Below are 24,109 nucleotides of genomic sequence, written 5' to 3'. Positions count from 1 at the left end.
GAACAGTGGCTAAACCACGCGTACACGAGATCGCAAGCGAACTCGGCGTCGACAGCAAGACCGCACTCGAGAAGCTCAAGGAGCTCGGAGAGTTCGTCAGGGGTGCCAGCTCGAGCATCGAGCCCCCCGTCGCCCGGAAGCTCCGTGCCGCCCTGCAGGCGGACGGCGTCCCGGCGTCCAAGCCCGCAGCCTCGGCCCCCGCGCCGAGCACGCCGGCGAAGAGCAGCACGCCCAAGTCCGGCGCGCCGAAGCCCGGTGGCCCGCGCCCCGGCCCGGTCCGTCCGGCACCTGCTCCCGAGCCCGAGGTCCAGGCAGCACCTGCTGCCGAGGACGTCCCGACCCCGGCAGCACCGAAGTCCGTCGCCCAGCGACAGGCAGAGGCCGAGGCCGCACAGAAGGCCCGTGCCGAGAAGGCCGCCGCCGAGCAGCAGGCCGCCACGCAGCCGGCCGAGTCCGCCGGTGACGAGCCGAAGACCGACGCGGTGAAGCCCGGCTCGAGTGCCAAGCCCGCCGCTGCCGGTCCGAAGCCCGGTGGCCCCAAGCCCGGAGCACGTCCGGGCAACAACCCCTACGCGTCGAACCAGGGCATGGGCTCGCGCCCGCCGCGCCCCGGCAACAACCCGTTCGCCTCGAACCAGGGCATGGGCCAGCGCCCCGCCGCTGGTGCCGGCGGAGCGGGCATCCCGCGTCCGCAGCCCCCGCGTCCCGGCGTCCCGCGTCCGGGTGCACCGCGTCCGGGTGGACCCGGTCAGGCGAACCGTCCCAACGGCTTCGGGCAGCGCCCGGGCCAGGGTGGCGGTCGCGGCGGCCCCGGTGGCGCCCGTCCGGGTGCCGGCGGCGGTGCCGGTGGCGGCTTCCCGCGTCCGGCCTTCAGCGGCCCGCGTCCCACCGGTGGCGGTGGCCGTGGTCGTGGCCCCGGTGGCGGTACCGCTGGTGCGTTCGGTCGCGGAGGCGGCAAGAGCCGTGCCCGCAAGTCGAAGCGGACGAAGCGCGCCGAGTACGAGATGCGTCAGGCCCCGTCGCTCGGCGGTGTGCAGGTCCCTCGTGGTGACGGCAACACGGTCGTCCGACTCCGTCGCGGTGCGAGCATCTCGGACTTCGCGGACAAGATCGACGCCATGCCCGGCAACCTGGTCACGGTGCTGTTCCACCTCGGTGAGATGGCGACCGCGACCGAGTCGCTCGACGAGGCCACGTTCGAGGTCCTCGGTGACGAGCTGGGCTACAAGATCCAGATCGTCTCGCCCGAGGACGAGGACAAGGAGCTCCTCGAGGGCTTCGACATCGACATCGATGCCGAGTACGCCGACGAGGACGACTCCGTCCTGCAGGTCCGTCCCCCCGTCGTGACCGTCATGGGTCACGTCGACCACGGTAAGACGCGACTGCTCGACGCGATCCGGAACTCGAAGGTCGTCGAGGGTGAAGCCGGTGGCATCACCCAGCACATCGGTGCGTACCAGATCGTCACCGAGCACGAGGGCATCGAGCGTCCGATCACGTTCATCGACACCCCGGGTCACGAGGCCTTCACGGCCATGCGTGCTCGTGGTGCGCAGGTCACCGACATCGCGATCCTCGTGGTCGCGGCGGACGACGGCATCATGCCCCAGACGATCGAGGCGCTGAACCACGCGCAGTCGGCCAACGTGCCGATCGTGGTCGCGGTGAACAAGATCGACAAGGAAGGCGCGAACCCGGCCAAGGTCCGCCAGCAGCTCACCGAGTACAACCTGGTGGCCGAGGAGTACGGCGGAGACGTCATGTTCGTCGACGTCTCGGCTCGGCAGAACATCGGCATCCAGGAGCTCCTGGACGCCGTGCTGCTCACCGCTGACGCCGGGCTCGACCTGCGTGCGAACCCCGACAAGGACGCCCGCGGCGTCGCGATCGAAGCACGGCTCGACAAGGGCCGCGGTGCGGTGGCGACCGTCCTCATCCAGTCCGGAACGCTGCACGTCGGCGACGCCATCGTGGCGGGCACGGCGTACGGCCGCGTCCGTGCGATGACCGACGAGAACGGTGTCGCGGTCAAGGCCGCCACGCCGAGCCGCCCGGTCCAGGTGCAGGGTCTGTCCTCGGTGCCCCGCGCCGGTGACACGTTCCTGGTCACCGAAGAGGACCGCACGGCACGTCAGATCGCCGAGAAGCGTGAGGCCGCCGAGCGCAACGCCCAGCTGGCCAAGGCCCGCAAGCGCATCTCGCTCGAGGACTTCACCCGTGCACTCGAAGAGGGCAAGGTCGACTCGCTCAACCTCATCATCAAGGGTGACGTCTCCGGTGCCGTCGAGGCACTCGAGCAGTCGCTCCTGGACATCGAGGTCGACGACAGCGTCCAGCTCCGCATCCTCCACCGCGGTGTCGGTGCGATCACGGAGTCGGACATCGACCTCGCCACGATCGACAACGCCATCGTGGTCGGCTTCAACGTCCGTCCGGACGTCAAGGCCCGTGAGCGTGCGGCGCGCGAAGGCATCGACGTGCGCTTCTACTCGGTCATCTACAACGCACTCGACGACATCGAGCAGTCCCTCAAGGGCATGCTCAAGCCCGAGTACGAAGAGGTCCAGTCCGGTGTCGCCGAGATCCGAGAGGTCTTCCGCTCCTCGAAGTTCGGCAACATCGCGGGTGTCATCGTCCGCTCCGGCACGATCACGCGCAACGCCAAGGCGCGCGTCATCCGTGACGGTGTGGTCCTGGCCGACGGACTGGCGATCGAGTCGCTCCGTCGCTTCAAGGACGACGTCACCGAGGTCCGCACGGACTTCGAGGCCGGTATCGGTCTGGGCAAGTTCAACGACATCCAGATCGGTGACGAGATCGAGACCACCGAGCTCGTCGAGAAGCCGCGCGACTGATCGTGTGACCACCCTGGGCCCCGGCCTCCCCGTGCGGGAGGTGCGGGTCCAGATGGGCCCCGGCCTCCCGTTCCGGGAGGTCGGGGCCCGACCCCTTTCCACGCAGAACCACCGGCGGGAACCGTCCCGCCACTGCCTCAGGAGGCACCCATGGCCGATCCGCAGCGCGCACGCAAGATGGCGGACCGCATCAAGGAAGTCGTCGCACGCCGTCTCGACAAGGGTCTGCGCGACCCGCGTCTCGGGTTCGTGACGATCACCGACGTCCGCGTGACCGGAGACCTGCAGCACGCATCGGTCTTCTACACCGTGTACGGCACCGACGAGGAACGCGCCGACTCCGCTGCCGCGCTCAAGGCGGCGACCGGCATGCTCCGCTCCGAGGTCGGCAAGAACATCACGGCGCGGCTCACCCCGTCGCTCGAGTTCATCGCCGATGCGCTGCCGGAGACCTCCGCGCACATGGAGGACCTGCTCGTGCAGGCCCAGGTGCGTGACGAGCAGGTGCGTGCCGCCTCGGTCGGCGCGACGTACGCCGGCGACGCCGACCCGTACAAGCGCGACGAGGACGACGACGAGTCCGGCGACGAGCAGGACGCCGAGCGGGCCTAGTCGGTGTGTGTCCGAACGCCCCGCTGCAGCGTGTGCAGCGGGGCGTTCGTGCGTCCGGCGGTCGCGCCCCGGGCGGTCGTGCGTCAGGCGTCCGGCAGCCGGTACCCGGTCGTGTCGTCGCCGACCGCCAGCCCGTCGCGCAGCAGCGACGCGAGCGCCCGGTCCCGCTGCTCGGCGTCCGGCCAGACCAGTTCGATCTCGGACCGGGCGACCGGCACGTCGCTCGCCCGCAGCTCGGCCATGACGAGGCCGCGCACCTGCCGGTCGCTGCCGGCGAACTTCGCCTGCTTCGGCGCACGCGGCCCGTCGTGGTCGGGGTAGCCGGCGGCTCGCCAGGCGCAGCGGTCGGCGATCGGGCAGGAGTCACACGCGGGGGAGCGGGAGACGCACACGAGCGCACCGAGTTCCATCACCGCAGCGTTCGTCGCAGCGGCGTCGTCGCGGTCGGCGGGCAGCACGGACTCCATCAGCGGCAGGTCGTCCTTCGCCTTCGCCGGCCCGGGTTCGCCCTGGCCGAGGAGCGCGCGCTTGAGCACCCGCCGCACGTTGACGTCCACGACCGGGTGCCGGTCGCCGTACGCGAACACCGCCACGGCCCGTGCCGTGTAGTCGCCGATGCCGGGGAGTGCGAGCAGCGCATCGACGTCCCGCGGCACGACGTTGTCGTGCTCGTTCGCGATCACGGTCGCGGCGGCGTGCAGCGCGAGCGCGCGTCTCGGGTAGCCGAGCCGGTCCCAGGCGCGCACCGCATCCGCCGGGGGTGACGCCGCGAGGTCCGCAGGCGTCGGCCACCGGGTGAGCCACGCCTCCAGTCGGGGGACGACGCGCGCCACCTGCGTCTGCTGCAGCATGATCTCGCTGACCAGGGTGCCCCAGGCGGGGAAGCCAGGGCGACGCCACGGCAGGTCGCGGGCCTCCTGTCGGAACCAGCTGATCAACGGGGTCGCGATGTCGGGTCGGTCCCGCAGGCCGTCTCGCGTCGCCGGGTTGTCCACATTCTGTCTGGAAGCCCGACTCGCGTTCACCACGACAGCCTACGGTGGACGCATGGCACGCTGGGCACCCGAAGAGACCGACACGATGGCCGCGATCGCTGCTGAGGCGATCGGGCAGGTCGGCACGAACCGAACCGTGATCGGCGTCGACGGTCAGGACGGCACCGATCTCGAACACGTCGCCGCCGCGCTGGTGGCCGGTTTCCAGCAGCACGGGGTGTCCGCGATGGCCGCCGCCGCGCCGTCCACCGACCCCGACACGCTGCGCGCCGAAGTGGTCACCCCGTTCCGCACCACCGGTGCCGGGGACGGCGTGCTGGTCGTGCACGGGCACGGCCTGTTGGCTCCCGGTGTCCGCGGGCTCTGGCGCTGGTCGCTGTGGGTCGAGCAGGAAGCGGGTCGGCTGGAACGCCGGGCGGACGTCAAGATCGCCGCCTCCGCCGTCCTCGACATCACCGATCCCGAGCACCCCCGTCGCGAGTGGAACGACGCCTGCTGACCGGCGCTGGTAATCTCCTCTGGTGCTCGAAACCGTGCCGGACGGCATCCTCCTCGTCGACAAACCGCAGGGGATCTCCAGCCACCGCGTCGTGTCGATCGCCCGTCGCCGCCTCGGTCTGAAGAAGGTCGGGCACGCGGGGACCCTCGACCCGATGGCGACCGGGCTGCTGCTCCTGGGCATCGGGCACTCCACGCGGCTGCTCACGCACCTGGTCGGCCTCGGCAAGACCTACACCGCCACCATCCGGCTCGGCGTGTCCACGGACTCCGACGATGCCGACGGCACCCCGACCGCCGCGACCGGCGTCGCGACCGCGGACGTCACGGACGAAGCCGTCGAACGTGCCGTCGCCCAGCAGCGCGGCCAGATCGACCAGGTCCCCTCCACCGTCAGCGCGATCAAGGTCGACGGGCGCCGTGCGTACGACCTCGCGCGGAAGGGGGAGACCGTCGAGCTGCAGTCCCGCACGGTGACCGTCTCGCGGTTCGACGTCACCGGCCGGAACGACCGCACCGTCACGGTCGACGGCGCCGAGGTGCCGGTCGTCGACCTCGACGTCGTCGTGACCTGCTCGTCCGGCACGTACGTCCGGGCCCTCGCGCGCGACGTCGGCGCGACCCTCGGCACCGGTGCCCACCTCACGGCGCTCCGCCGCACCCAGGTCGGTCCGTTCGACGTGGCCGACGCGATCGACCTCGAGGACGACGCGGTCGACGTCCGCGCTGCGCTCGCGCGTCCGGCCGACGTGGCGCGTCGCCTGTTCTCCTCGGTGTCGCTCGACGCGGCCGCGGCGAAGGACCTGACCGACGGCAAGCGCGTCGCGGCCGACCACCCGGACTCGGACGATCCGGTGGCCGCGGTGGCCGCCGCCGACGACCGCCTCGTCGGACTGGTCTCGGTCCGGCGCGGACTGCTCCGGGTCATCACGAACTTCCCGGCGCCGGCTGCCGCTCCCGCGCCGGCACCGCAGAACGGGGCGCACGCGTGATCGAGTGGTTCATGTGGGTCCAGCTCGTCGTCGCCGTCCTGGCCGGGCTGTTCGCCGTCGTGGTCGGGTTCATCGGCTGGAAGCCCAATGACTACACCGTCGGGTCCCTCGCGCTCATCGAGGTCCTGCTCCTGGCGCAGGGGGTCATCTCGATCGTGCTCCCCGCGACGGGCAGCCCGCCGGACGGCAACGCCCTCGAGTTCGGGGTGTACGCGGTGTCGGTGCTCCTGGTGCCGCCGGCTGCCATCGTCTGGGCGCTCGTGGACCGCACGAAGTGGAGCACCGTCGTCCTCGGCGCCGGTGCGTTCACCGTCGCGGTCATGGTCTACCGGATGTACCAGATCTGGTTCGCCCTGAACTGACCCCGAGCGTCATGGTGGTCCCCGCACGTCGGTAGAATCGGTGCAATGGCGACCAGATCCTCACTCGCGACCGGCATCGGCCGCGTCCTCATCGCCGTGTACGGCATCCTCGCCCTGGCGGCGACGGGCCGGAGCGTCGTCCAGATCATCGAGAAGTTCTCGTTCGCACCGTTCGCGTACACGGTGAGCGCCATCGCCGCCGTCGTGTACATCGTGGCGATGATCGCCCTGATCGTGCCCGGACGCTTCTGGTACCGCGTCGCGTGCGTCACGATCGTGTTCGAGATGACCGGTGTGCTCGTCATCGGCACGCTCTCGCTGTTCGACCGGCAGCTCTTCCCCGACGACACGATCTGGTCGTACTACGGCATGGGCTACGCCTTCGCGCCGCTGGTACTGCCGATCGCCGGTCTCTGGTGGCTCCGCAAGCACCACCGCACCGCGTCGGCCGAGCCGGTGGGCGCATCGACCACCGCCCCCGTGGGCGAGTAGGAGCAGCCGTGCAGTTCTACGACGACATCGCCGACGTGGCAGAGGGCTTCGGCCCGAGCGCCGTCACGATCGGCAAGTTCGACGGTGTGCACGTCGGGCACCGCGCGGTGATCGCGCACCTCGAGCGCGCCGCCCACGAGCAGGGCCTGGTCGCCACCGTGGTGACGTTCGACCGGCACCCGCTCAACGTCATCGACCCGCAGCACGTCCCGCCGGCGCTCACGAGCACGGCGCAGCGGCGCGAGCTCCTCGACGACGCCGGTGTCGACGCCACCCTGCTGCTCCGCTTCGACGAGCAACTGCAGTCGAAGTCGCCCGAGGCGTTCGTGTCCGAGATCCTCGTCGACACCCTGCACGCCCGGCTCGTCTTCGTCGGCAGCGACTTCCGCTTCGGGGCCAAGGGCGCCGGCGACGTCACCCTGTTGCGCGCCCTGGGGGAGCAGCACGGCTTCACGGTCGAGCTCATCGACGACGTCGACCTGGTGGACGACGTCCGACCCGACGGCGAGCGACGCGTCTCGTCGACGTGGATCCGCGAGCTCCTCGGCGACGGGCGGGTGGCCGAGGCCGCTCGGCTGCTCGGTCGTGAGCACGCGGTCCGCAGCACCGTGGTGCACGGCAACCAGCGGGGGCGGGCGATGGGGTACCCGACGGCGAACCTCGACCCGGCCTTCGAGGGCTTCGCGCCGGCCGACGGCGTCTACGCCGCCCGGGTGCTGCACGACGGCACGGTGTACCCGGCGGCCGTCTCGGTCGGCAACAACCCGACGTTCGAGGGCGTGCCGGCCAAGCAGATCGAGGCGCACCTGCTCGACGTCGACCTCGACCTGTACGGGGACCGCATCTCCGTGCTGTTCGTGTCCTACGTGCGCGGCATGGTGAAGTTCGACTCGATGGACGAGCTCGCCACGCAGATGCGCCAGGACGACCTCGACATCCGGTTGCTGCTGGGCCTGCCCACGCCGGTCTGACCTGCGACGCCACGCGCCGCGACTCCACACCTCGCGCCGCCACGCGACGACGCCCCCGTGACCGATCGGTCACGGGGGCGTCGTCGTCCGTCGATCAGCTGCCGAGGGCGTCGAGCCAGATCTTGCGGGCGTCGAGTGCTTCCTGCGCGTCCTTGATCTTGCGCGCGTCACCGGAGGCCTGCGCGTCGGCGAGCTCGGACTCGAGCTTGCCGATGGCGTCCTCGAGCTGGCTCGCGAGTCCGGTCTGCCGGGCCTTGCGCTCCGGGTTGGACTCCTTCCAGTGCGCGTCCTCGAGCCCACGCACGTGGTCCTCGATCGCCCGCAGGCGGTCCTCGATGCGGCGGACGTCCCCGCGGGGGACCTTGCCGATCTCGTCCCAGCGCCGCTGGATGCCGGTCAGGGTCTTGCGGGCGGCGACGCGGTCGGTCGCCGTGAGCAGCGGCTCGGCCTCGGTGAGCAGGGCCTGCTTCGCCTCGAGGTTGCCGGAGAACTCTTCGTCCTCGGCTGCGCTCTCGGCGTGGCGCTGCTCGAACAGCACGTCGCCGGCGGCCTTGAACCGCGCCCAGAGGGCGTCGTCGTGGCGCTTGCCGGCGCGCCCGGCGTTCTTCCAGTCGTCGAGGAGCTGACGGTAGTCCGGGATCGCGTCGGACCCGCGTGACGCGAGTGCCTCGGCCTGCGACACGAGTTCCTGCTTGCGGGTGCGGGCGTCGCGGTGCTGCGCGTCGAGCTCGGAGTAGAACGCGCGGCGGTGCTGGTCGACGGTGGACCGCGCTGCGCGGAACCGCTTCCAGAGTTCGTTCGCCTCGTTCTTGGGGATGCGCGGGCCGTCGTGCTGGTGCTGCTGCCACCGGGCGAACACGTCGTCGAGCTGCGCCGTGATCTGCTTCCACTGCGCGCGGGCGGGGTCGACCGCCGCGAGCGCCTCGGCCTCTTCGACCAGGGCGGCGCGGTGTGCCAGGGCGTCGTTCAACGCCTGCTGCGCCTGCTCCGCCTGCTCCTTCGTGAGCGAGCCGAGCTGCTCGGTGAGCGCGCCGACACGGGTCTCGAGCGACTTGATGTCGCCGACCACGCGGGCTTCGGCGACCAGGGTCGTCAGGTGCTCGACCGTCCGGGCGACGTCGTTCGCCGACGCACCGCGCTGGACGCGCTGCTCGGCGATCTTCACCTGCCCCTCGAGGTCGGCGTACTTCCGCGCGAAGTAGGCGAGGGCTTCTTCGGGGGTGGCGTCCGGGTACTCACCGACAGCACGTTCGGTCTCTTCGTACCGGACGTACACGGTCCCGTTCTCGTCGACCCGCCCCCAGGTCGTTGCTTCGTCAGATCCCACAGGTCTCGCCTCGATCGTGGTCGTGCATCGCCGACGTCACCGTCGGCACGGTCAGGTCGTCAGCCTATTGCACGGACGGGCTCCGCGGCCCGCTGTGCGGGTCGGCTTGTGGACTACTTCTCCTGCGCGATGGTCGCGTCGGTGATCTTCGTCGCCACCTTCGGCTCGCCGGTGCCGTCGTCACCGGGCGACGCGATGCCCTTGTCCGCGATCTTCGACTCGAGTTCGGACAGGCCGCTCGTGACCTTCCCGACGACCGTGTAGCCGCCGGTGGAGCCGTCGAGCGTGGTGTCGCCGTAGACGATGAAGAACTGCGTCGACTGTGAGTACGGCGAGCTCGACCGCGCGATCGCGATGGTCCCCTCGTCGTAGACGCCGTCCTCCGGCACGTTCTCGAGCGGGCCGTACTCGAACCCGGCGTCGCCCGTGCCGTCACCGTTCGCCGAACCGCACTGCAGGAACTTCAGTCCGTCACTGTCGGCGAGCCGGTGGCAGGTGGTGCCGTTGTAGAACTGCTCCTTGATCAACGAGATCTCGACGCTCGCCGCCTGCGGGGCCTTCGCGCCGTCGAGCTCGATGCCGAGGTCGATCGACCCGTTCAGCGTCAGCGACCCCGTCCAGGTCGCGCCCTTCGCGATCGCCTTGCTCGGCACGTCGCCCGTGTTCGCCGCCGTGGCACTCGCCGAGGGCGTCGGTGTGGCCGTGGCGCTCGCACTGGCGTCAGCGGACCCGTTCCCCTGCGAGCCCGCGAAGGCGAGCTGCGACCCGGTGGCCAGCGCGGCGACCAGCACGAGCGCACCGGCGCCGACCAGGTTGTCGCGCACCCGCCGGCGGCGCTGCCGGTCGTGGAGTCCTCGGCGGGCCTGGTAGAGGCGGAGGCGCTCGCGCGCCTCGCGGTTGTCGCGCGCTGGGTTCTTCGGTGCCACGGTGCTGTTCTGCCCTCTCGTCGCAGTGTGCGACGAGCGTATCCGAGTCGTCACCGTCAACGGCCCGGGAGGCGCGGGGCTGTCAGCGGGTCGGCCTACGATTGCTGCATGGCAGCGGACCGTTCGAGCATGCGTGCGCCCACGACGGGCGGTCGCGCCGGGCTCGCGCAGGGTTCCGTCCCGCTCGCGGTCCGGATGCGCCCCACCAGTCTCGACGAGGTCGCGGGCCAGCAGCACCTGCTCGGTCGCGGTTCACCGCTCGTGCAGCTCGCCACCGGCACCCGCGACAACCCGGGTGGCGTCTCGGTCATCCTCTGGGGTCCTCCCGGCACCGGCAAGACGACGTTGGCGCAGGCCATCGCCCGCCAGTCGGGGCGCGAGTTCGTCGAGCTCTCCGCGGTGACCGCCGGCGTCAAGGACGTGCGCGAGGTCATGGAGAAGGCCCTCACCCACCGCGACCTCTACGGCTCCACGACGGTGCTGTTCCTCGACGAGATCCACCGGTTCAGCAAGGCCCAGCAGGACGCCCTGCTGCCCGGTGTCGAGAACGGGTGGGTGATCCTCATCGCGGCCACCACCGAGAACCCGTCGTTCTCGGTCATCTCCCCGCTCCTGTCCCGGTCCCTGCTCCTGACGCTCAAACCGCTCACCGACGCCGACCTCGGCATGCTCGTCGACCGTGCGGTGGAGGACCCACGCGGTCTCGGTGGTGCGGTCGTCCTCGGTGACGAAGCACGCGGGGCCATCGTCCGGTTGGCCTCCGGTGACGCCCGACGCGCCCTGACCGCGCTCGAGGCCGCTGCGGCGTCGGCCACCGCGGCCCAGGACGACGAGGACGACACCGTGCCGGTCGTCGACGCGGACACCGTCGCCGCGGCTGTCGACCGTGCGCTGCTGCGGTACGACCGACAGGGCGACGAGCACTACGACGTCATCAGTGCCTTCATCAAGTCGGTGCGGGGGAGCGACGTCGACGCCGCACTGCACTACCTCGCGCGGATGATCGAGGCGGGCGAGGACTCGCGGTTCATCGCGCGCCGGATCATCATCTCGGCGTCCGAGGACATCGGCATGGCCGACCCGCAGGCGCTCCCCATCGCCGTCGCGGCGGCGCAGGCCGTGCAGCTCATCGGCATGCCCGAGGGGCGCATCCCCCTGGCCGAGGCAGTGGTGTACCTGGCGACCGCGCCGAAGTCGAACGCCGCCTACAACGGCGTGAACGCAGCGATGGCGGACGTCAAGGCCGGCCGGATGGGCACCGTGCCGATGCACCTGCGCGACGCGCACTACGCCGGGGCCAAGCGACTCGGCCACGGCAAGGGGTACGTCTACTCGCACGACGCCGAGCACGGGGTCGCCGAGCAGCAGTACCTGCCCGATGCGCTCGAGGGCACCGAGTACTACACCCCGACCACGAACGGGTACGAACGCGAGGTCGGTCCGCGGCTCGAACGACTCCGGAAGATCACACGCGGTCAGTAGGAGCAACGTCGAGTTCCTGCTAGCATTGCCAGGCCTACGTCCTGGTCCTCGAGCACGGCTGCGTCGAGGACAGAGTGCCACTCCGGTGGTACGGGGGCAGAGGTTCGGACTGTAGCCGTCCGATCCCACAGGCTCATCCCTCTGGATCCCGTCGTCGGGGCCACCAGCACTCGCGTGCCCGGCCTCCGGTGAGTATTCAGTTCGAACAGAGAAAAGGACCCTGTGTCTACCAAGTCACGTACCCGCAGCAAGACCCGCCTCTCGCGCGCACTCGGCATCCCGCTGACGCCGAAGGCGGCCCGTTACCTCGAGAAGCGCCCCTACGGCCCCGGTGAGCACGGCCGTACGCGCCGTCGTGCGGACAGCGACTACGCCGTCCGCCTCCGAGAGAAGCAGCGTCTGCGCGCCCAGTACGGCATCCGCGAGAAGCAGCTCCGCATCGTCTTCGAAGAGGCCCGCAAGACGAAGGGCCTGACCGGTGAGAACCTGGTCGAGCTCCTCGAGCAGCGCCTCGACGCCCTCGTGGTCCGTGCCGGCTTCGCCCGCACCACCGCGCAGGCCCGTCAGCTGATCGTGCACCGTCACCTGCTGGTCGACGGCAAGCTCGTGGACCGCCCCTCCTTCCGCGTCAAGGAGGGCCAGCTGATCCACGTCAAGCCGAAGTCCGAGTCGATGGAGCCCTTCCAGGTCGCCGCTGCCGGTGGCCACCAGGAAGTCCTGCCGAAGGTCCCGGGTTACCTCGAGGTCGAGATCGACAAGCTCCAGGCCCGCCTCGTGCGTCGCCCGAAGCGCGCCGAGGTCCCCGTGACCTGTGAAGTGCAGCTCGTCGTCGAGTACTACGCAGCTCGCTGATCCACTGATCACACCCGAACGGCGGGTCGTCCTCTCGAGGACGGCCCGCCGTTCGGCGTTCCGGCCCCGAAGTGCCCGGCGACTAAGCTTGTCCGGGCATGCACCGCCAGGGTGCACAGAGGGAGAGGCACCGTGAAGCAGCTGTTCTTCGTCGCGGTCGGCGTCGTCATCGGGTTCGCCGTGGCGCACCAGGTCGCCAGGACCCCCGGAGGCGCACGGCTCTTCGCCGTCGTCGACGCGAGCACGAGGGCCTTCACGGGCGCGGTCGCCGACGGGTACCGGTCCCGCGGGGCCGAGCTCCGCACCGACGTCTGAGTCGTCGAGCTCCACCGCGGTCCGGCCGCACCGTCGTCCCGCCTCCACCTCCCACCTCCGAGCTGAACCCAGGAAGCACCATGCAGACCGCAGAGATCCGCCGCCGTTGGCTCCAGTACTTCGGTGACCGCGGCCACACCGTCGTCCCGTCCGCGTCCCTCGTCTCCGACGACCCGTCGCTCCTCTTCACGGTCGCCGGTATGGTGCCGTTCATCCCGTACCTGACCGGGCTCGTCCCCGCGCCGTACCCCCGTGCCACGAGCGTCCAGAAGTGCATCCGCACGAACGACATCGAAGAGGTCGGCAAGACGCCTCGCCACGGCACGTTCTTCCAGATGAACGGCAACTTCTCGTTCGGCGACTACTTCAAGGAGCAGGCGATCCAGTTCGCCTGGGAGTTCCTGACGAACCCCGAGTCCGACGGCGGACTCGGCTTCTCGCCCGACGACCTCTGGGTCACGGTCTACGAGGACGACGACGAGGCGATCGCCTTCTGGAAGCAGCACTCCTCCCTGCCCGAAGAGCGCATCCAGCGCCTCGGCAAGGACACGAACTACTGGTCCACCGGCCAGCCCGGACCCGCCGGACCCTGCTCGGAGATCTTCTTCGACCGCGGGCCCGAGTACGGCATCGACGGCGGCCCGGCCACCGACGACGACCGGTACGTCGAGATCTGGAACCTCGTGTTCATGCAGTACCAGATCGCGGACGTCCGCTCGAAGTACGACTTCGAGATCACCGGCGAGCTGCCGAACAAGAACATCGACACCGGGATGGGGCTCGAGCGCGTCGCCTTCATCAAGCAGGGCGTCGACAACATGTACGAGATCGACCAGGTCCGCCCGGTCCTCGACCGCGCGTCCGAGATCTCCGGCCGCCGCTACGGCGCCGTGCACGAGGACGACGTCCGCATGCGTGTCATCGCGGACCACGTGCGGTCCGCGCTCATGCTCATCGCCGACGGCGTGAGCCCGTCGAACGAGGGCCGCGGGTACATCCTGCGTCGCCTGCTGCGCCGCACGGTCCGTGCGATGCGCCTGCTCGGCGTCGAGACCGCGACCTTCCCGGAGCTGTTCCCGGCGTCCCGCGACGCGATGCGCGACGCCTACCCCGAGGTCGCCTCCGACTTCGACCGCATCGCGCGGATCGCCTACGCGGAAGAGGAGACGTTCCTCCGCACGCTCGCGCAGGGCACCACGATCCTCGACGTCGCCGTCGAGCGCGCGAAGCAGGACGGTGCACCGTCCATCGGCGGGGACACCGCGTTCCTGCTGCACGACACCTTCGGGTTCCCGATCGACCTGACGATGGAGATGGCCGAGGAGGCCGGGGTCCACGTCGACCGGACCGCGTTCGAGACCCTGATGTCCGAGCAGCGTGCCCGGGCGAAGGCCGACGCGAAGAGCAAGAAGACCGCGATCGCCGACCTGAGCGTGTACAGCGCGTTCCGGGCGAAGGGCGAGACGGTCTTCCTCGGCTACGACGCGCTCGAGGCCGAGACGAACGTGCTCGGGATCATCGTCGGGGGCGTCAGCGTGGACCGTGCCGTGGCGGGCGACATCGCCGAGGTCATCCTCGGCGAGACGTCGCTGTACGCCGAGTCCGGCGGGCAGGACGCCGACCAGGGATCGATCGTCGGCAACGGCTTCGACCTCGAGGTCCTCGACGTCCAGCGTCCCGTCGCCGGCCTCTGGAGCCACACCGTCCAGGTGCGCTCCGGTGAGGTCGGCGTGGGCGACGCGGCGAGCACCGTCGTCGACGCCGAGTACCGCCGTGGCGCCACGCAGGCGCACTCCGCGACGCACCTGGTGAACGCCGCGCTCCGCGACATCCTCGGCCCCGAGGCTCTGCAGGCGGGGTCGTACAACAAGTCCGGGTACATGCGCCTCGACTTCTCGTGGTCGCAGCCGATCTCGCTCGCGACCCGTTCGGAGATCGAGGAGGTCGTCAACACCGCGATCCGCACCGACCTCGAGGTCTCGACCCGCATCATGCCGATCGACGAGGCGAAGGCACTCGGCGCACAGGCGCTCTTCGGCGAGAAGTACGGCGCCGAGGTCCGCATGGTCGACATCGGCGGACCGTGGTCCCGCGAGCTCTGCGGTGGCACGCACGTCGCGTCGAGCGCCCAGATCGGGCTCGTCAACCTGGTGGGGGAGTCGAGCGTCGGCTCGACCAACCGCCGTGTCGAGGCGCTCGTCGGGCTCGAGGGCTTCCGCGACCTCGCGGTCGAGCGGACCATCGTGTCGCAGCTCTCCAGCGCGTTGAAGGCGCCCCGTGCCGACCTGCCCACGCGCGTGCAGTCGCTCATGGAGGACCTCCGGACCGCGCAGAAGAAGATCGCCGAGTACGAGTCGGCGAACCTGCAGCAGCGGGTCCCGTCGATCGCGCGCACCGCGACGACCGTCGGGTCGACCACGGTCGTGGCCGAGACCGTCGACGGCCTGCAGTCCGGCGACGACCTGCGCTCCCTGGCGACCGGTGTGCGCGCGCAGCTCGGTGACGGCGCTGCCGTCGTCGTGCTCGGCGCCGTGGTGAGCGGGAAGCCGATCGTCATCGTGGCGACCAACGACGCGGCGCGCTCCGCCGGTGTCCAGGCGGGTCCGCTCGCCAAGGAGGCCGCCGGCGTGCTCGGTGGTGGCGGCGGCGGCAAGCCGGACCTGGCGCAGGGTGGCGGGACCGACCCGGCCGCGCTCCCGGCCGCGCTCCGTGCCGTGACCGCCCGGATCGCGGGCTGAGCGTGGCGATCCGGTCCGGGCGGCGGCTCGGCGTGGACGTCGGCCGCGCCCGGATCGGGATCGCCGTGTGCGACCGCGACGGGTTGCTGGCGACGCCGGTCGAGACCGTGCGTCGTGACGACTCGTCCGACCTGCGGCGGATCCTCGAGATCGCCGACGAGTACGACGCCCTCGAGCTCGTCGTCGGACTGCCCTTGTCGATGTCCGGCGGCGACACCCCGTCCACGGACGACGCTCGGGCGTTCGCGGCCCGGATCGCCGAGCACCGTCCGGTCCGGCTGGTCGACGAACGGTTGTCCACCGTGACCGCCCAGCGTGGTCTGCACCAGGCTGGCAAGAACACGAAGAAGTCGCGCTCCGTGATCGACCAAGCGGCCGCTGTTATCATTCTGCAACACGCGCTCGACCACGAACGCAGTGCCGGTGCCCCTCCGGGCACCACGCTTCCCTGACAGGGCGACCCGCCGCGACCCGGCTGCCCTTCCGTCACCCGAGGACGACGGTGCCCAGGCGGAGTTCCCGACCGAGAGACCGAGAACCGTTGGCAGACGATCTGGACTGGAACGCGATCATCGCGCCCGGCAACGAAGCCGAGCGGCGGAAGACGACTTCCGACCGCGCAGCAGGTACCGATGACCGTGACGACTCCGTGCGGGTGGCCCCGCAGCCGGACCGTCCGAAGTCCCGCCGCGAGGCCCGTGCACTCGAGGCGGAACGTGCTCGTCGCGACGCCGTCGCCGCGGGGGTCGAGCAGCCGGCGCCGGAGCCCGCGTCACCGGAGCCCGCGTCACCGCAGCAGGCGGCCCCCGGACTCCATCCTGAGGTCGCCGCGCTCCTGACCGGCGAGGTGCCGTCAGCGGCCACGGCCGGCGGAGCCGGGTCCGACGGGCCCGACCGTACCGACGACGCCGGGCGCACCGGCGGCGGTGGAGCCGCGGGAGGCGGCGGCCGGGGCGGACGTGGCGGACGCGGTGGAGCCTCCAGGCCGCCGCGCGAACCGCGCCCGAAGCGCCGACGCGGGCCGCTCATCGCCGGCATCGTGATCGTCGCGGTGGTCGTGGCCGGCGGGGTGAGCGCGTACGCGTTCGCCGCGCCGAAGATCCAGCAGATCGTCGCCGCGGTCAGCGGGTCGAGCGAACCGGACGACTACACCGGGACCGGCAAGGCGAAGGTCACCATCACGATCAAGCAGGGCGACATCGGCGAGAACGTCGCCGCGACGCTGCAGCGCAGCGGCGTCGTGAAGGACTCGAAGGTCTTCTACAAGCTGCTGCTGGCCTCACCCGACGTCCAGTTCCAGCCGGGCTCGTACTCGCTGAAGAAGCAGATGAGTTCGAAGTCGGCGCTGGCGGCGCTGCAGGACGAGGACAACCGCGTGCAGGCCTCGATCGTGATCCCCGAGGGCACCGCGCTGGCGGACATCGAGGCCGGCATGGTCTCGAAGGCCGGCCTGACGAAGACCGAGGTCGCGAAGGCCGCGAAGGACCTGTCCGCGTACGACCTGCCGTCCGGCGTGACGACGCTCGAGGGCTGGCTGTTCCCCGCGACGTACCCGATCAACCCGGGCTGGAGCGCGGAGCAGTACTTCGGGTCGATGGTCGACACCATGAAGGAGCACCTGGCGGCCGCCGGCGTCAAGGAGGCCGACCAGGAGCGCGTCATCGTGTTCGCGTCGCTCGTGCAGAAGGAAGCCGGCCTCGCCGCCGACTACCCGAAGGTGGCACGGGTGTTCCAGAACCGGCTCGACCAGGGCATGCGCCTGCAGTCCGACGCCACGGTCGCCTACGGCACGGGCAACACGCACACCGTGACGACGACGGACGCCGAGCGCGCCGACGAGTCGAACCCGTACAACACCTACGTGCACGAGGGACTGCCGCCGGCACCGATCTCGAACCCCGGTGACATCGCGATCAAGGCCGTCACGAACGAGGCGCCGGGCAAGTGGCTCTACTTCGTGACGGTGAACCTGGAGACCGGTGAGACGGTGTTCTCGGACACCTACGACCAGCACCTCGTCGCCGTGGACCAGTTCCAGGCGTGGCTCCGGGCGCACCCCGACTACCAGTAGACCGGCGACGTCGCACGCCGGTGCGCTGTGGGAGGATTGCAGCATGCTTCGTTGGTTGACTGCTGGTGAGTCCCACGGACCCGAACTGATCGCGATGCTCGAGGGCCTGCCCGCGGGTGTCCCGGTGTCGTTCGAGTCCATCCGTACCGATCTCGCGCGCCGCAAGCTCGGCTACGGACGTGGCTCGCGCATGAAGTTCGAACAGGACGAGCTGCACGTGTCCGGCGGAGTCCGGCACGGGTACTCGCTCGGCAGCCCGATCGCGATCCGGATCGGCAACACCGAGTGGCCGAAGTGGGTCGAGGTCATGAACCCCGAGCCGGTCGAGTCCACCGAGATGTCGCGCGGCCGCAGCGCCCCGCTGACGCGCCCCCGCCCGGGCCACGCGGACCTGGTCGGCATGCAGAAGTACGGCTTCGACGAAGCCCGCCCGATCCTCGAGCGCGCGAGCGCCCGTGAGACCGCGGCCCGCGTCGCACTCGGGGCGGTCGCCAAGTCCTTCCTCGCCGAACTCGGCATGCGGTCGGTGGCGCACACCCTGCAGGTCGGCACGGTCCGCGTGCCCGACGGCACCGACCTGCCGCTGCCCGACGACGTCGACCGTCTCGACGACGACCAGTTGCGGTGCTTCGACGCGGACACCTCGGCCCGCATGGTGACCGAGGTCGAGGCCGCGAAGAAGGACGGCGACACCCTGGGTGGCGTCGTCGAGGTGCTGTTCTACGGCGTCCCGCCCGGGCTCGGCTCGCACGTGCAGTGGGACCGACGGCTCGACGCGCGTCTGGCCGCCGCCATCATGGGCATCCAGGCGATCAAGGGCGTCGAGGTCGGTGACGGCTTCGCGACCGCCGGTCGTCGCGGCTCCGCCGCCCACGACGAGCTCTACCGTGAAGACGGCGAGATCTACCGCACGAGTGACCGGGCCGGTGGCACCGAGGGCGGCATGTCCACGGGGACCGTCCTGCGGGTCCGTGCCGGCATGAAGCCGATCGCGACCGTGCCGCACGCGCTGCACACCGTCGACGTCGTGTCGGGCGAAGACGCCTCGGCGCACCACCAGCGTTCCGACGTCTGCGCGGTCCCGGCCGCCGGCGTCGTGGCCGAGGCGATGGTGGCCCTCGTGCTCGCCGATGCCGTGCTCGAGAAGTTCGGCGGCGACAACGTCGTCGAGACCAAGCGCAACCTCGACGCCTACCTCGCGTCGATCCCGGAGACGCTCCGCACCCGTCGGACGGAGCCGTCGGCACCGGCCGACGCGTCGTGACCGCGCGCGGCGGCGGTGCTGCGACCGGCGGCCCAGCACCCCGCGACGCTGCAACCGGCGGCGCGGCGCGGGGTCCAGCTGCGCCCGTCGTCGTGATCGGCCCGATGGGAGCCGGCAAGTCCAGCGTCGGCAAGCGCGTCGCCAAGGCGCTGGGGGTGCCGTTCACCGACACCGACCGGGTGATCGTCCGCGAGCACGGGCCCATCCCCGGCATCTTCGCGGACCGCGGTGAACCCGCCTTCCGCGCCCTCGAGGCCGATGCGGTCCGCACCGCACTCGGCACCGGGGGCGTCATCGCCGTCGGCGGGGGCGCCGTGACGCACGCCGCCACCCGCGAGGCACTGTCCGGTGCCCGCATCGTCCTGCTCACCGTCTCGCCCGAGGCCGTCGCCGAGCGGATCGCCGGCTCGGACCGGCCGCTGCTCGCCAGCGGCGGGATCGACGCCTGGCAGACGATCATGGACGAGCGCGCGGCGACCTACGCCGAACTCGCGCACGTCGTGGTCGACACCTCGCGTCGTCCGATGTCCCGGGTCGTCGACGAGGTCGTCACCTGGCTGCGCAGCCACAGCAGCGACAGCAGCGACGACACCAGCACCACCACCGAAGGAGCACCGTGACCGACCCGATCCTGCCTGCAGGGACCACCGAGATCCGCGTCGGCGGTGACGACGGCTACGTGGTGGCGGTCGGCTCGGGCCTGCTCGGCTCGCTCCCCGCGATCCTCGGCCCTCGCGTCGCCAAGGTCTTGATCGTGCACGCCCCGACCCTCGGTGCGCGGGCGAACGACCTGCGCGACCTGCTCGTCGACGCCGGCCTCGAAGCCCTCATCGCCGAGGTCCCCGACGCCGAGGGCGCCAAGCGCATCGAGGTCGCGTCGTTCTGCTGGCAGATCATGGGCCAGTCCGACTTCACCCGCACCGACGCGGTCATCGGCCTCGGCGGCGGCGCCGTGACCGACCTGGCCGGCTTCGTCGCCGCGACCTGGCTGCGCGGCGTGCCGTACGTGGCGGTGCCGACGAGCGTGCTCGGCATGGTGGACGCCAGTGTGGGCGGGAAGACCGGCATCAACACGAACGAGGGCAAGAACCTGGTCGGCGCCTTCTCCGCCCCCCGCGCGGTCGTGGCCGACCTCGACCTCGTCCGGACCCTGCCGCGCAACGAGATCCTGACCGGTTTCGCCGAGATCGTGAAGGCCGGGTTCATCGCCGTGCCGGAGATCCTCGACATCGTCGAGGCGGACGTCGACCGCGTCACGGACCCGACGACGCCGGAGTTCCGCCGGGTGGTCGAACTCGCCATCGCCCTGAAGGCCGAGGTCGTGTCGGACGACTTCACCGAGCAGGGTCGTCGCGAGATCCTGAACTACGGCCACACGCTCGGACACGCCATCGAGCACGCGGAGCGGTACCAGTGGCGCCACGGTGCTGCGGTGTCGGTCGGCATGGTCTTCGCCGCGGAGCTCGCACGTCTGACGGGGCACCTCGACGACGCGACCGTGGACCGGCACCGGGCGATCCTGGACTCCCTGGACCTGCCGACGTCGTACGGGATCGGCCGGTGGCAGGGCCTCCTCGCCGCGATGCGCCGCGACAAGAAGGCCCGTGCCGGCATGCTGCGGTTCATCATCCTCGACGGGGTCGGCAAGCCGGTGGTCCTCGAGGGGCCGGAGGACCACCTGCTCTTCACCGCGTACCAAGAGGTCGGCGTCTAGCACTTCCGCACCCCCAGGTGGTCGAGCAGGTGCTGCCCGGTGTGGTCGGTCCGGTGCAGCCCACGGCGCTGCAGCTCCGGCGCGATCTGCTGGGTGAAGTCCTCGACCTCGGCCGGGATGTGCATCGGCGTCCCTGACTGGCTCCGCGACGCGCACGCCCACGTCGGGCAGCGGCGCGTGCTGGTCGTGACCACCCAACCGCCCGGCGTCAGCGCAACACCCGCCGCGTCCGTCGCCACCACCACTTGACCTGCATCGACACGGTGAGGACGCCGGTCCGCTGCCATTCCCGGAACTCCGCGATCGTGGCACCGTTGTCCCACGCGAAGAGCACGTCGTCGTCGGCGTCCAAGTCGGGCGCATCCGGCAAGGGTCGCAAGATCGGCATCGGGTGGGCTCCTCTTCCTCAGGGGGGACGTGATCGGCGACGGTTCGCCTCCGGCGTGCACGAGCGGCGAGCCGTCGGTCCGCCTTCGACCACCACCGTACGGTTTCGAGTTCCCGGAGCACAGTCCTCGAAATGTCGTATGCACAGCCCCCTCGTGGCTGGGCGATCGACCACGTGAACCGCTTCCAGGCATGCTCTCGATCGGTCGTCCGTCGGCTCTGGAACGCCCCGAACCAGCTGACGACCGCCGCCACGATCGCCGCGCCGGCGGCGATGCACGCCGCGACCAGTGCTGTCTCCACGGGGAGAGCCTGCGGCAGTGGGCGCGACCCGACGCGACACGCGAGCCGATCTGTGGATGCCGGACCGCGCCTCCCGGCCTGTGCAGGAGGACGCGTCCACCCGGCGGACCCAGCAGCGGGGAGCAGACTGACGACGTGCCCAACCCACCCCGCCTGAGCGACCTGTCCGGCTCGCAGGAGGCCGACACCGGCACCCTCCGGTCCCGCGGCCGCCGGTTCACCGAACTCCTGTCGATCGCCCGGCGCCACCGCCTCGTGCCGTTCCGCCGCCTCGACTTCTCGCACGACCCCGCCACCTCCGACCTGCGCCGCAGCCAGGCCGAGCACCTGCGGCGTGCGCTCGAGGAGGCCGGCGGCGGGTTCGTGAAGATGGGCCAACTGCTGTCCACGCGCGACGACCTGCTCCCCGAGGAGTGGACCGAGGGACTCGCGCACCTGCAGCGCAACGTCACCGCCGCTCCCGCCGACCAGGTGCTCGCCCTGCTCGAACGGGAGCTCGGCGCCCCGGTCGACCAGGTGTTCGCCTCCTTCGACCCGGTGCCCGTCGCGGCGGCCTCGATCGCCCAGGTCCACCGCGCCCGCCTGCCCGACGGCACCGCGGTCGCGGTCAAGGTGCAGCGGCCCGGGATCGACGCCGCGGTGCGCCGTGACGTCGACATCGCGCTCCGCGTCGTCCGCTTCCTGGCGCGGTGGTCGACCGAGGCCCGGCAGGTCGGCGTGCAGGACGTGGCCGCGCAGTACGCCGACGACCTGGTCCGCCAGGTCGACTTCGTCTCCGAGCTGCGGAACCTCACCGCGCTGCGTGCGGCGCAGGCACGCAGCGCCCGTCCCGACGAGGTCCGGTTCCCGGACCCGTACCCCGAGCTGTCCGGACGCCGCGTGCTCGTGATGGAGTTCCTGGAGGGCGACACGCTCAGCGCGATCCGCGCCGAGCGCGCGGACCGCGACCTGGACGGCCCGATGCGCGCGATCCTGCGCGCGTTCCTGCGCCAGGTCGTCTTCGACGGCCTGTACCACGCCGACCTGCACCCGGGGAACGTCCTGGTGCTGCCCGACGGGCGGCCCGCGTTGATCGACTTCGGATCGGTCGGGAGGCTCGACCCGACCCTCAGGGACACGGTCCAGGACCTGCTGGTCGCCTACCTGCAGGACGACACGTCGCGGATCGCCGATGCGGTCCTGCGGATGGCACCGGTGCGCGACGCGCACGACGAGCCCGACTTCCGTCGGGACATCGCGCGCTTCGTCGCCGACGAGCTCGGACCGGGCGCCCGCATCGGGGTCGAGACCGTGGACGACGCGGTCGAGGTCTTCGGGCGCTACCGGCTCAAGCCGCCGCCGGACTTCGTCGCCGCCGCGCGGGCACTGGCGATCTTCGAGGGCACCCTCCGGACGCTCGCACCGTCGTTCGACCTGCTCGAGGAGTCCCGCGGGCTCGCCCGTGAGCAGATCACCGACCAGTTGCGCCCCGGCAAGCTCCGCGGCCTGGCAGCCAAGGAACTCATCGGTGTCGTCTCCGCGGCACGACGGCTGCCGCGCCGGGTCGACCGGATCGGCGAGGCGATCGAGACCGGCAAGTTCACCGTGAACATCCGGCTGTTCGCGGACCGCCGCGACCGGGAGCTCGTGTCCGGCATGGTCCGGCGCATCCTGCTCGTGCTGCTCGGAGCCGGTGCCGGCATCCTGGCGATCGTGTACCTGGCGCTGCCCGCCCGACCCGACGCGGCGATCTCGACCGGGGTCGCCGGAGCCCTGCTCGGGGGAGCGGCCGTGGTGCTGCTCGGCTGGGCGGCGATCGACGCCTGGCGCGCCCGACGGCGACGCTGATGGCGACGGGCGGGCGTCCGCTACACTCGTCCGGGGCCGAGCGCGGCCCGAAGACCTTTCACAACACGACCGAACGGGACACCGAAGACTCATGGCCAGTACCACTGACATCAAGAACGGCGCCGTTCTCATCATCGACGGCCAGCTGTGGTCGGTCGTGGAGTTCCAGCACGTCAAGCCCGGCAAGGGTGGCGCGTTCGTCCGCACCAAGCTGAAGAACGTCGTCTCCGGCAAGGTCGTCGACCGCACCTTCAACGCCGGCGCGAAGATCGACACTGCCGTGGTCGACCGCCGTGACTACCAGTTCCTCTACGAGGACGGCGACTCGTACGTGTTCATGGACACCGACACCTACGACCAGATCCCGGTCTCGGCGACGGTCGTCGGCGACGCGAAGAACTACCTGCTCGAGTCCGCGATGGTCACCATCGCGATGAACGAGGGGAACCCGCTCTACGTCGAGCTCCCGACGTCGATCGTGACCGAGGTCGAGACCGAGCCGGGCCTGCAGGGCGACCGTTCCTCCGGTGGCACCAAGGACGCGACCATCATCGCGACCGGCCACCGCATCCAGGTTCCGCTCTACCTCGAGAGCGGTACCACGGTGAAGATCGACACGCGCGACGGCAGCTTCCTCGGCCGCGTCAACTCCTAGGCGACGTCCGTATGAGTGCTCGTTCGAAGGCCCGCAAGCGCGCCCTCGACATGCTGTACGTGGCCGAGGTGCGTGAGCTCCCGATCGCGGACGTGCTGGCCACCGAGACGGTCCGCCACCTGGACCAGCCCGAGCGCGCCTCGAGCTGGGACTACGCGCGGCAGATCGTGACGGGCGTCGACGACGCCCGTCACGAGATCGACTCCGTCATCGTCGACCACGCCCAGGGGTGGTCGATCGCCCGGATGCCGGTCCTCGACCGCTGCATCCTGCGGATGGCCGTCTGGGAGCTCCGGTTCAACCCGGAGGTGCCCGACGCGGTCGCGATCGCCGAGGCCGTCGAGCTCGCCCAGTCGCTCTCGACCGAGGACTCCGCGGGCTTCGTGAACGGTGTCCTCGGAGCAGTCGCCGGGGGCCGTGCACCGTCCGGTCGGACGGTCGCAGGGGACCAGGAGTCCCGCTAGGCTT

At 70.9% G+C, this 24,109-nt stretch carries 24 protein-coding genes; 19 read left to right on the top strand and 5 right to left on the bottom strand.

All coding sequences use genetic code 11. The features are described 5' to 3' along the window. Window positions 1-5 precede the first annotated feature (5 nt). Window positions 6-2,858, top strand: coding sequence for a translation initiation factor IF-2 (gene infB / locus ACXKZB_RS11050; protein WP_488823160.1), 2,853 nt, complete (start codon window positions 6-8; stop codon window positions 2,856-2,858). A gap of 150 nt (window positions 2,859-3,008) precedes the next feature. Beyond that, the gene (rbfA, locus tag ACXKZB_RS11045) at window positions 3,009-3,470 is read left to right on the top strand and encodes a 30S ribosome-binding factor RbfA (protein WP_488823159.1); all 462 of its coding nucleotides are present in this window, start codon (window positions 3,009-3,011) and stop codon (window positions 3,468-3,470) included. A gap of 83 nt (window positions 3,471-3,553) precedes the next feature. Here the strand turns inward: rbfA and ACXKZB_RS11040 are convergent, their stop codons facing one another. After that, window positions 3,554-4,465 (bottom strand): HhH-GPD family protein, encoded by a 912-nt coding sequence (locus ACXKZB_RS11040; RefSeq protein WP_488823158.1) that lies wholly within the window; start codon window positions 4,463-4,465, stop codon window positions 3,554-3,556. 52 nt (window positions 4,466-4,517) lie between these two features. On the opposite strand from ACXKZB_RS11040, the gene ACXKZB_RS11035 reads away from it, so the two are divergent. Genes ACXKZB_RS11035 through ACXKZB_RS11015 form a run of 5 tightly spaced genes read left to right on the top strand, consistent with a single transcriptional unit; the run spans window position 4,518 to window position 7,780 of the window. Further along, entirely contained in the window at window positions 4,518-4,964 is a 447-nt protein-coding gene (locus ACXKZB_RS11035) for a hypothetical protein (protein WP_488823157.1), read from the top strand. Window positions 4,965-4,986: 22 nt separating this feature from the next. Beyond that, entirely contained in the window at window positions 4,987-5,955 is a 969-nt protein-coding gene (truB, locus tag ACXKZB_RS11030; protein WP_396288588.1) for a tRNA pseudouridine(55) synthase TruB, read from the top strand. Next, window positions 5,952-6,317 (top strand): hypothetical protein, encoded by a 366-nt coding sequence (locus ACXKZB_RS11025; protein ID WP_123312424.1) that lies wholly within the window; start codon window positions 5,952-5,954, stop codon window positions 6,315-6,317. The genes truB and ACXKZB_RS11025 overlap by 4 nt, the downstream gene beginning before the upstream one ends. A gap of 45 nt (window positions 6,318-6,362) precedes the next feature. Then, a complete protein-coding gene (locus ACXKZB_RS11020; protein ID WP_488823156.1) occupies window positions 6,363-6,809 on the top strand; it encodes a hypothetical protein in 447 nt (148 codons plus the stop codon). Window positions 6,810-6,817: 8 nt separating this feature from the next. Then, on the top strand, window positions 6,818-7,780 hold the full coding sequence (locus ACXKZB_RS11015) for a bifunctional riboflavin kinase/FAD synthetase (protein ID WP_123312426.1): 963 nt from the start codon (window positions 6,818-6,820) through the stop codon (window positions 7,778-7,780). 94 nt (window positions 7,781-7,874) lie between these two features. On the opposite strand, the gene ACXKZB_RS11010 is transcribed toward ACXKZB_RS11015, so the two are convergent. Further along, window positions 7,875-9,107, bottom strand: coding sequence for a DUF349 domain-containing protein (locus ACXKZB_RS11010; RefSeq protein WP_222657819.1), 1,233 nt, complete (start codon window positions 9,105-9,107; stop codon window positions 7,875-7,877). Between the two features lie 113 nt (window positions 9,108-9,220). Further along, complete coding sequence (locus ACXKZB_RS11005) at window positions 9,221-10,033, bottom strand: peptidylprolyl isomerase (protein ID WP_488823155.1); 813 nt, start codon at window positions 10,031-10,033, stop codon at window positions 9,221-9,223. 108 nt (window positions 10,034-10,141) lie between these two features. On the opposite strand from ACXKZB_RS11005, the gene ACXKZB_RS11000 reads away from it, so the two are divergent. The 9 genes from ACXKZB_RS11000 (at window position 10,142) to aroB (ending at window position 20,469) form a co-directional block, all read left to right on the top strand. Further along, complete coding sequence (locus tag ACXKZB_RS11000) at window positions 10,142-11,515, top strand: replication-associated recombination protein A (protein ID WP_410003999.1); 1,374 nt, start codon at window positions 10,142-10,144, stop codon at window positions 11,513-11,515. Between the two features lie 222 nt (window positions 11,516-11,737). After that, entirely contained in the window at window positions 11,738-12,367 is a 630-nt protein-coding gene (gene rpsD / locus ACXKZB_RS10995) for a 30S ribosomal protein S4 (RefSeq protein WP_111083900.1), read from the top strand. Between the two features lie 132 nt (window positions 12,368-12,499). Then, window positions 12,500-12,682 (top strand): hypothetical protein, encoded by a 183-nt coding sequence (locus tag ACXKZB_RS10990; protein ID WP_488823154.1) that lies wholly within the window; start codon window positions 12,500-12,502, stop codon window positions 12,680-12,682. An 80-nt stretch (window positions 12,683-12,762) separates the two neighbouring features. Continuing rightward, a complete protein-coding gene (alaS, locus tag ACXKZB_RS10985; protein WP_488823153.1) occupies window positions 12,763-15,420 on the top strand; it encodes an alanine--tRNA ligase in 2,658 nt (885 codons plus the stop codon). A gap of 8 nt (window positions 15,421-15,428) precedes the next feature. After that, entirely contained in the window at window positions 15,429-15,872 is a 444-nt protein-coding gene (gene ruvX / locus ACXKZB_RS10980) for a Holliday junction resolvase RuvX (RefSeq protein ID WP_185021395.1), read from the top strand. 89 nt (window positions 15,873-15,961) lie between these two features. Then, the gene (mltG, locus tag ACXKZB_RS10975) at window positions 15,962-17,491 is read left to right on the top strand and encodes an endolytic transglycosylase MltG (RefSeq protein ID WP_488823152.1); all 1,530 of its coding nucleotides are present in this window, start codon (window positions 15,962-15,964) and stop codon (window positions 17,489-17,491) included. Window positions 17,492-17,534: 43 nt separating this feature from the next. Next, the gene (gene aroC, locus ACXKZB_RS10970) at window positions 17,535-18,755 is read left to right on the top strand and encodes a chorismate synthase (RefSeq protein ID WP_222657816.1); all 1,221 of its coding nucleotides are present in this window, start codon (window positions 17,535-17,537) and stop codon (window positions 18,753-18,755) included. A gap of 92 nt (window positions 18,756-18,847) precedes the next feature. Then, the gene (locus tag ACXKZB_RS10965; RefSeq protein WP_488823151.1) at window positions 18,848-19,375 is read left to right on the top strand and encodes a shikimate kinase; all 528 of its coding nucleotides are present in this window, start codon (window positions 18,848-18,850) and stop codon (window positions 19,373-19,375) included. Further along, window positions 19,372-20,469: a 3-dehydroquinate synthase gene (gene aroB, locus ACXKZB_RS10960; protein ID WP_185021339.1), complete on the top strand. Its 1,098-nt coding sequence runs from the start codon at window positions 19,372-19,374 to the stop codon at window positions 20,467-20,469. Before ACXKZB_RS10965 ends, aroB begins: the two co-directional genes overlap by 4 nt. On the opposite strand, the gene ACXKZB_RS10955 is transcribed toward aroB, so the two are convergent. Both ACXKZB_RS10955 and ACXKZB_RS10950 read right to left on the bottom strand, forming a co-directional pair. Further along, window positions 20,466-20,594 (bottom strand): hypothetical protein, encoded by a 129-nt coding sequence (locus tag ACXKZB_RS10955; RefSeq protein WP_488823150.1) that lies wholly within the window; start codon window positions 20,592-20,594, stop codon window positions 20,466-20,468. The two genes, aroB and ACXKZB_RS10955, sit on opposite strands and share 4 nt — an antisense overlap. An 83-nt stretch (window positions 20,595-20,677) precedes the next feature. Continuing rightward, complete coding sequence (locus ACXKZB_RS10950) at window positions 20,678-20,857, bottom strand: hypothetical protein (RefSeq protein ID WP_488823149.1); 180 nt, start codon at window positions 20,855-20,857, stop codon at window positions 20,678-20,680. A 437-nt stretch (window positions 20,858-21,294) separates the two neighbouring features. Between ACXKZB_RS10950 and ACXKZB_RS10945 the strand changes: the two genes are divergently transcribed. The 3 genes from ACXKZB_RS10945 to nusB all read left to right on the top strand — a co-directional run bounded on the left by ACXKZB_RS10945 (window position 21,295) and on the right by nusB (window position 24,105). Further along, window positions 21,295-22,986 (top strand): ABC1 kinase family protein, encoded by a 1,692-nt coding sequence (locus ACXKZB_RS10945; protein WP_488823148.1) that lies wholly within the window; start codon window positions 21,295-21,297, stop codon window positions 22,984-22,986. Between the two features lie 91 nt (window positions 22,987-23,077). Continuing rightward, window positions 23,078-23,641, top strand: a complete 564-nt coding sequence (gene efp / locus ACXKZB_RS10940; RefSeq protein ID WP_111083909.1) for an elongation factor P — start codon at window positions 23,078-23,080, stop codon at window positions 23,639-23,641. Between the two features lie 11 nt (window positions 23,642-23,652). Beyond that, entirely contained in the window at window positions 23,653-24,105 is a 453-nt protein-coding gene (gene nusB / locus ACXKZB_RS10935; protein ID WP_027465744.1) for a transcription antitermination factor NusB, read from the top strand. Window positions 24,106-24,109: the final 4 nt, after the last annotated feature.

This window comes from Curtobacterium sp. ABR8, from assembly GCF_057812125.1.
This window is presented reverse-complemented; position numbering and strand designations above follow the sequence as displayed.

Excerpts from the sequence above, each read along its gene's own strand:
- ACXKZB_RS10955 (WP_488823150.1), bottom strand. The coding sequence starts at position 20,594 with ATGCACATCCCGGCCGAGGTCGAGGACTTCACCCAGCAGATCGCGCCG.
- alaS (WP_488823153.1), top strand. The coding sequence starts at position 12,763 with ATGCAGACCGCAGAGATCCGCCGCCGTTGGCTCCAGTACTTCGGTGAC.
- ACXKZB_RS11020 (WP_488823156.1), top strand. The coding sequence starts at position 6,363 with ATGGCGACCAGATCCTCACTCGCGACCGGCATCGGCCGCGTCCTCATC.
- ACXKZB_RS11035 (WP_488823157.1), top strand. The coding sequence starts at position 4,518 with ATGGCACGCTGGGCACCCGAAGAGACCGACACGATGGCCGCGATCGCT.
- ACXKZB_RS10950 (WP_488823149.1), bottom strand. The coding sequence starts at position 20,857 with ATGCCGATCTTGCGACCCTTGCCGGATGCGCCCGACTTGGACGCCGAC.
- aroC (WP_222657816.1), top strand. The coding sequence starts at position 17,535 with ATGCTTCGTTGGTTGACTGCTGGTGAGTCCCACGGACCCGAACTGATC.
- nusB (WP_027465744.1), top strand. The coding sequence starts at position 23,653 with ATGAGTGCTCGTTCGAAGGCCCGCAAGCGCGCCCTCGACATGCTGTAC.
- efp (WP_111083909.1), top strand. The coding sequence starts at position 23,078 with ATGGCCAGTACCACTGACATCAAGAACGGCGCCGTTCTCATCATCGAC.
- ACXKZB_RS11000 (WP_410003999.1), top strand. The coding sequence starts at position 10,142 with ATGGCAGCGGACCGTTCGAGCATGCGTGCGCCCACGACGGGCGGTCGC.
- rbfA (WP_488823159.1), top strand. The coding sequence starts at position 3,009 with ATGGCCGATCCGCAGCGCGCACGCAAGATGGCGGACCGCATCAAGGAA.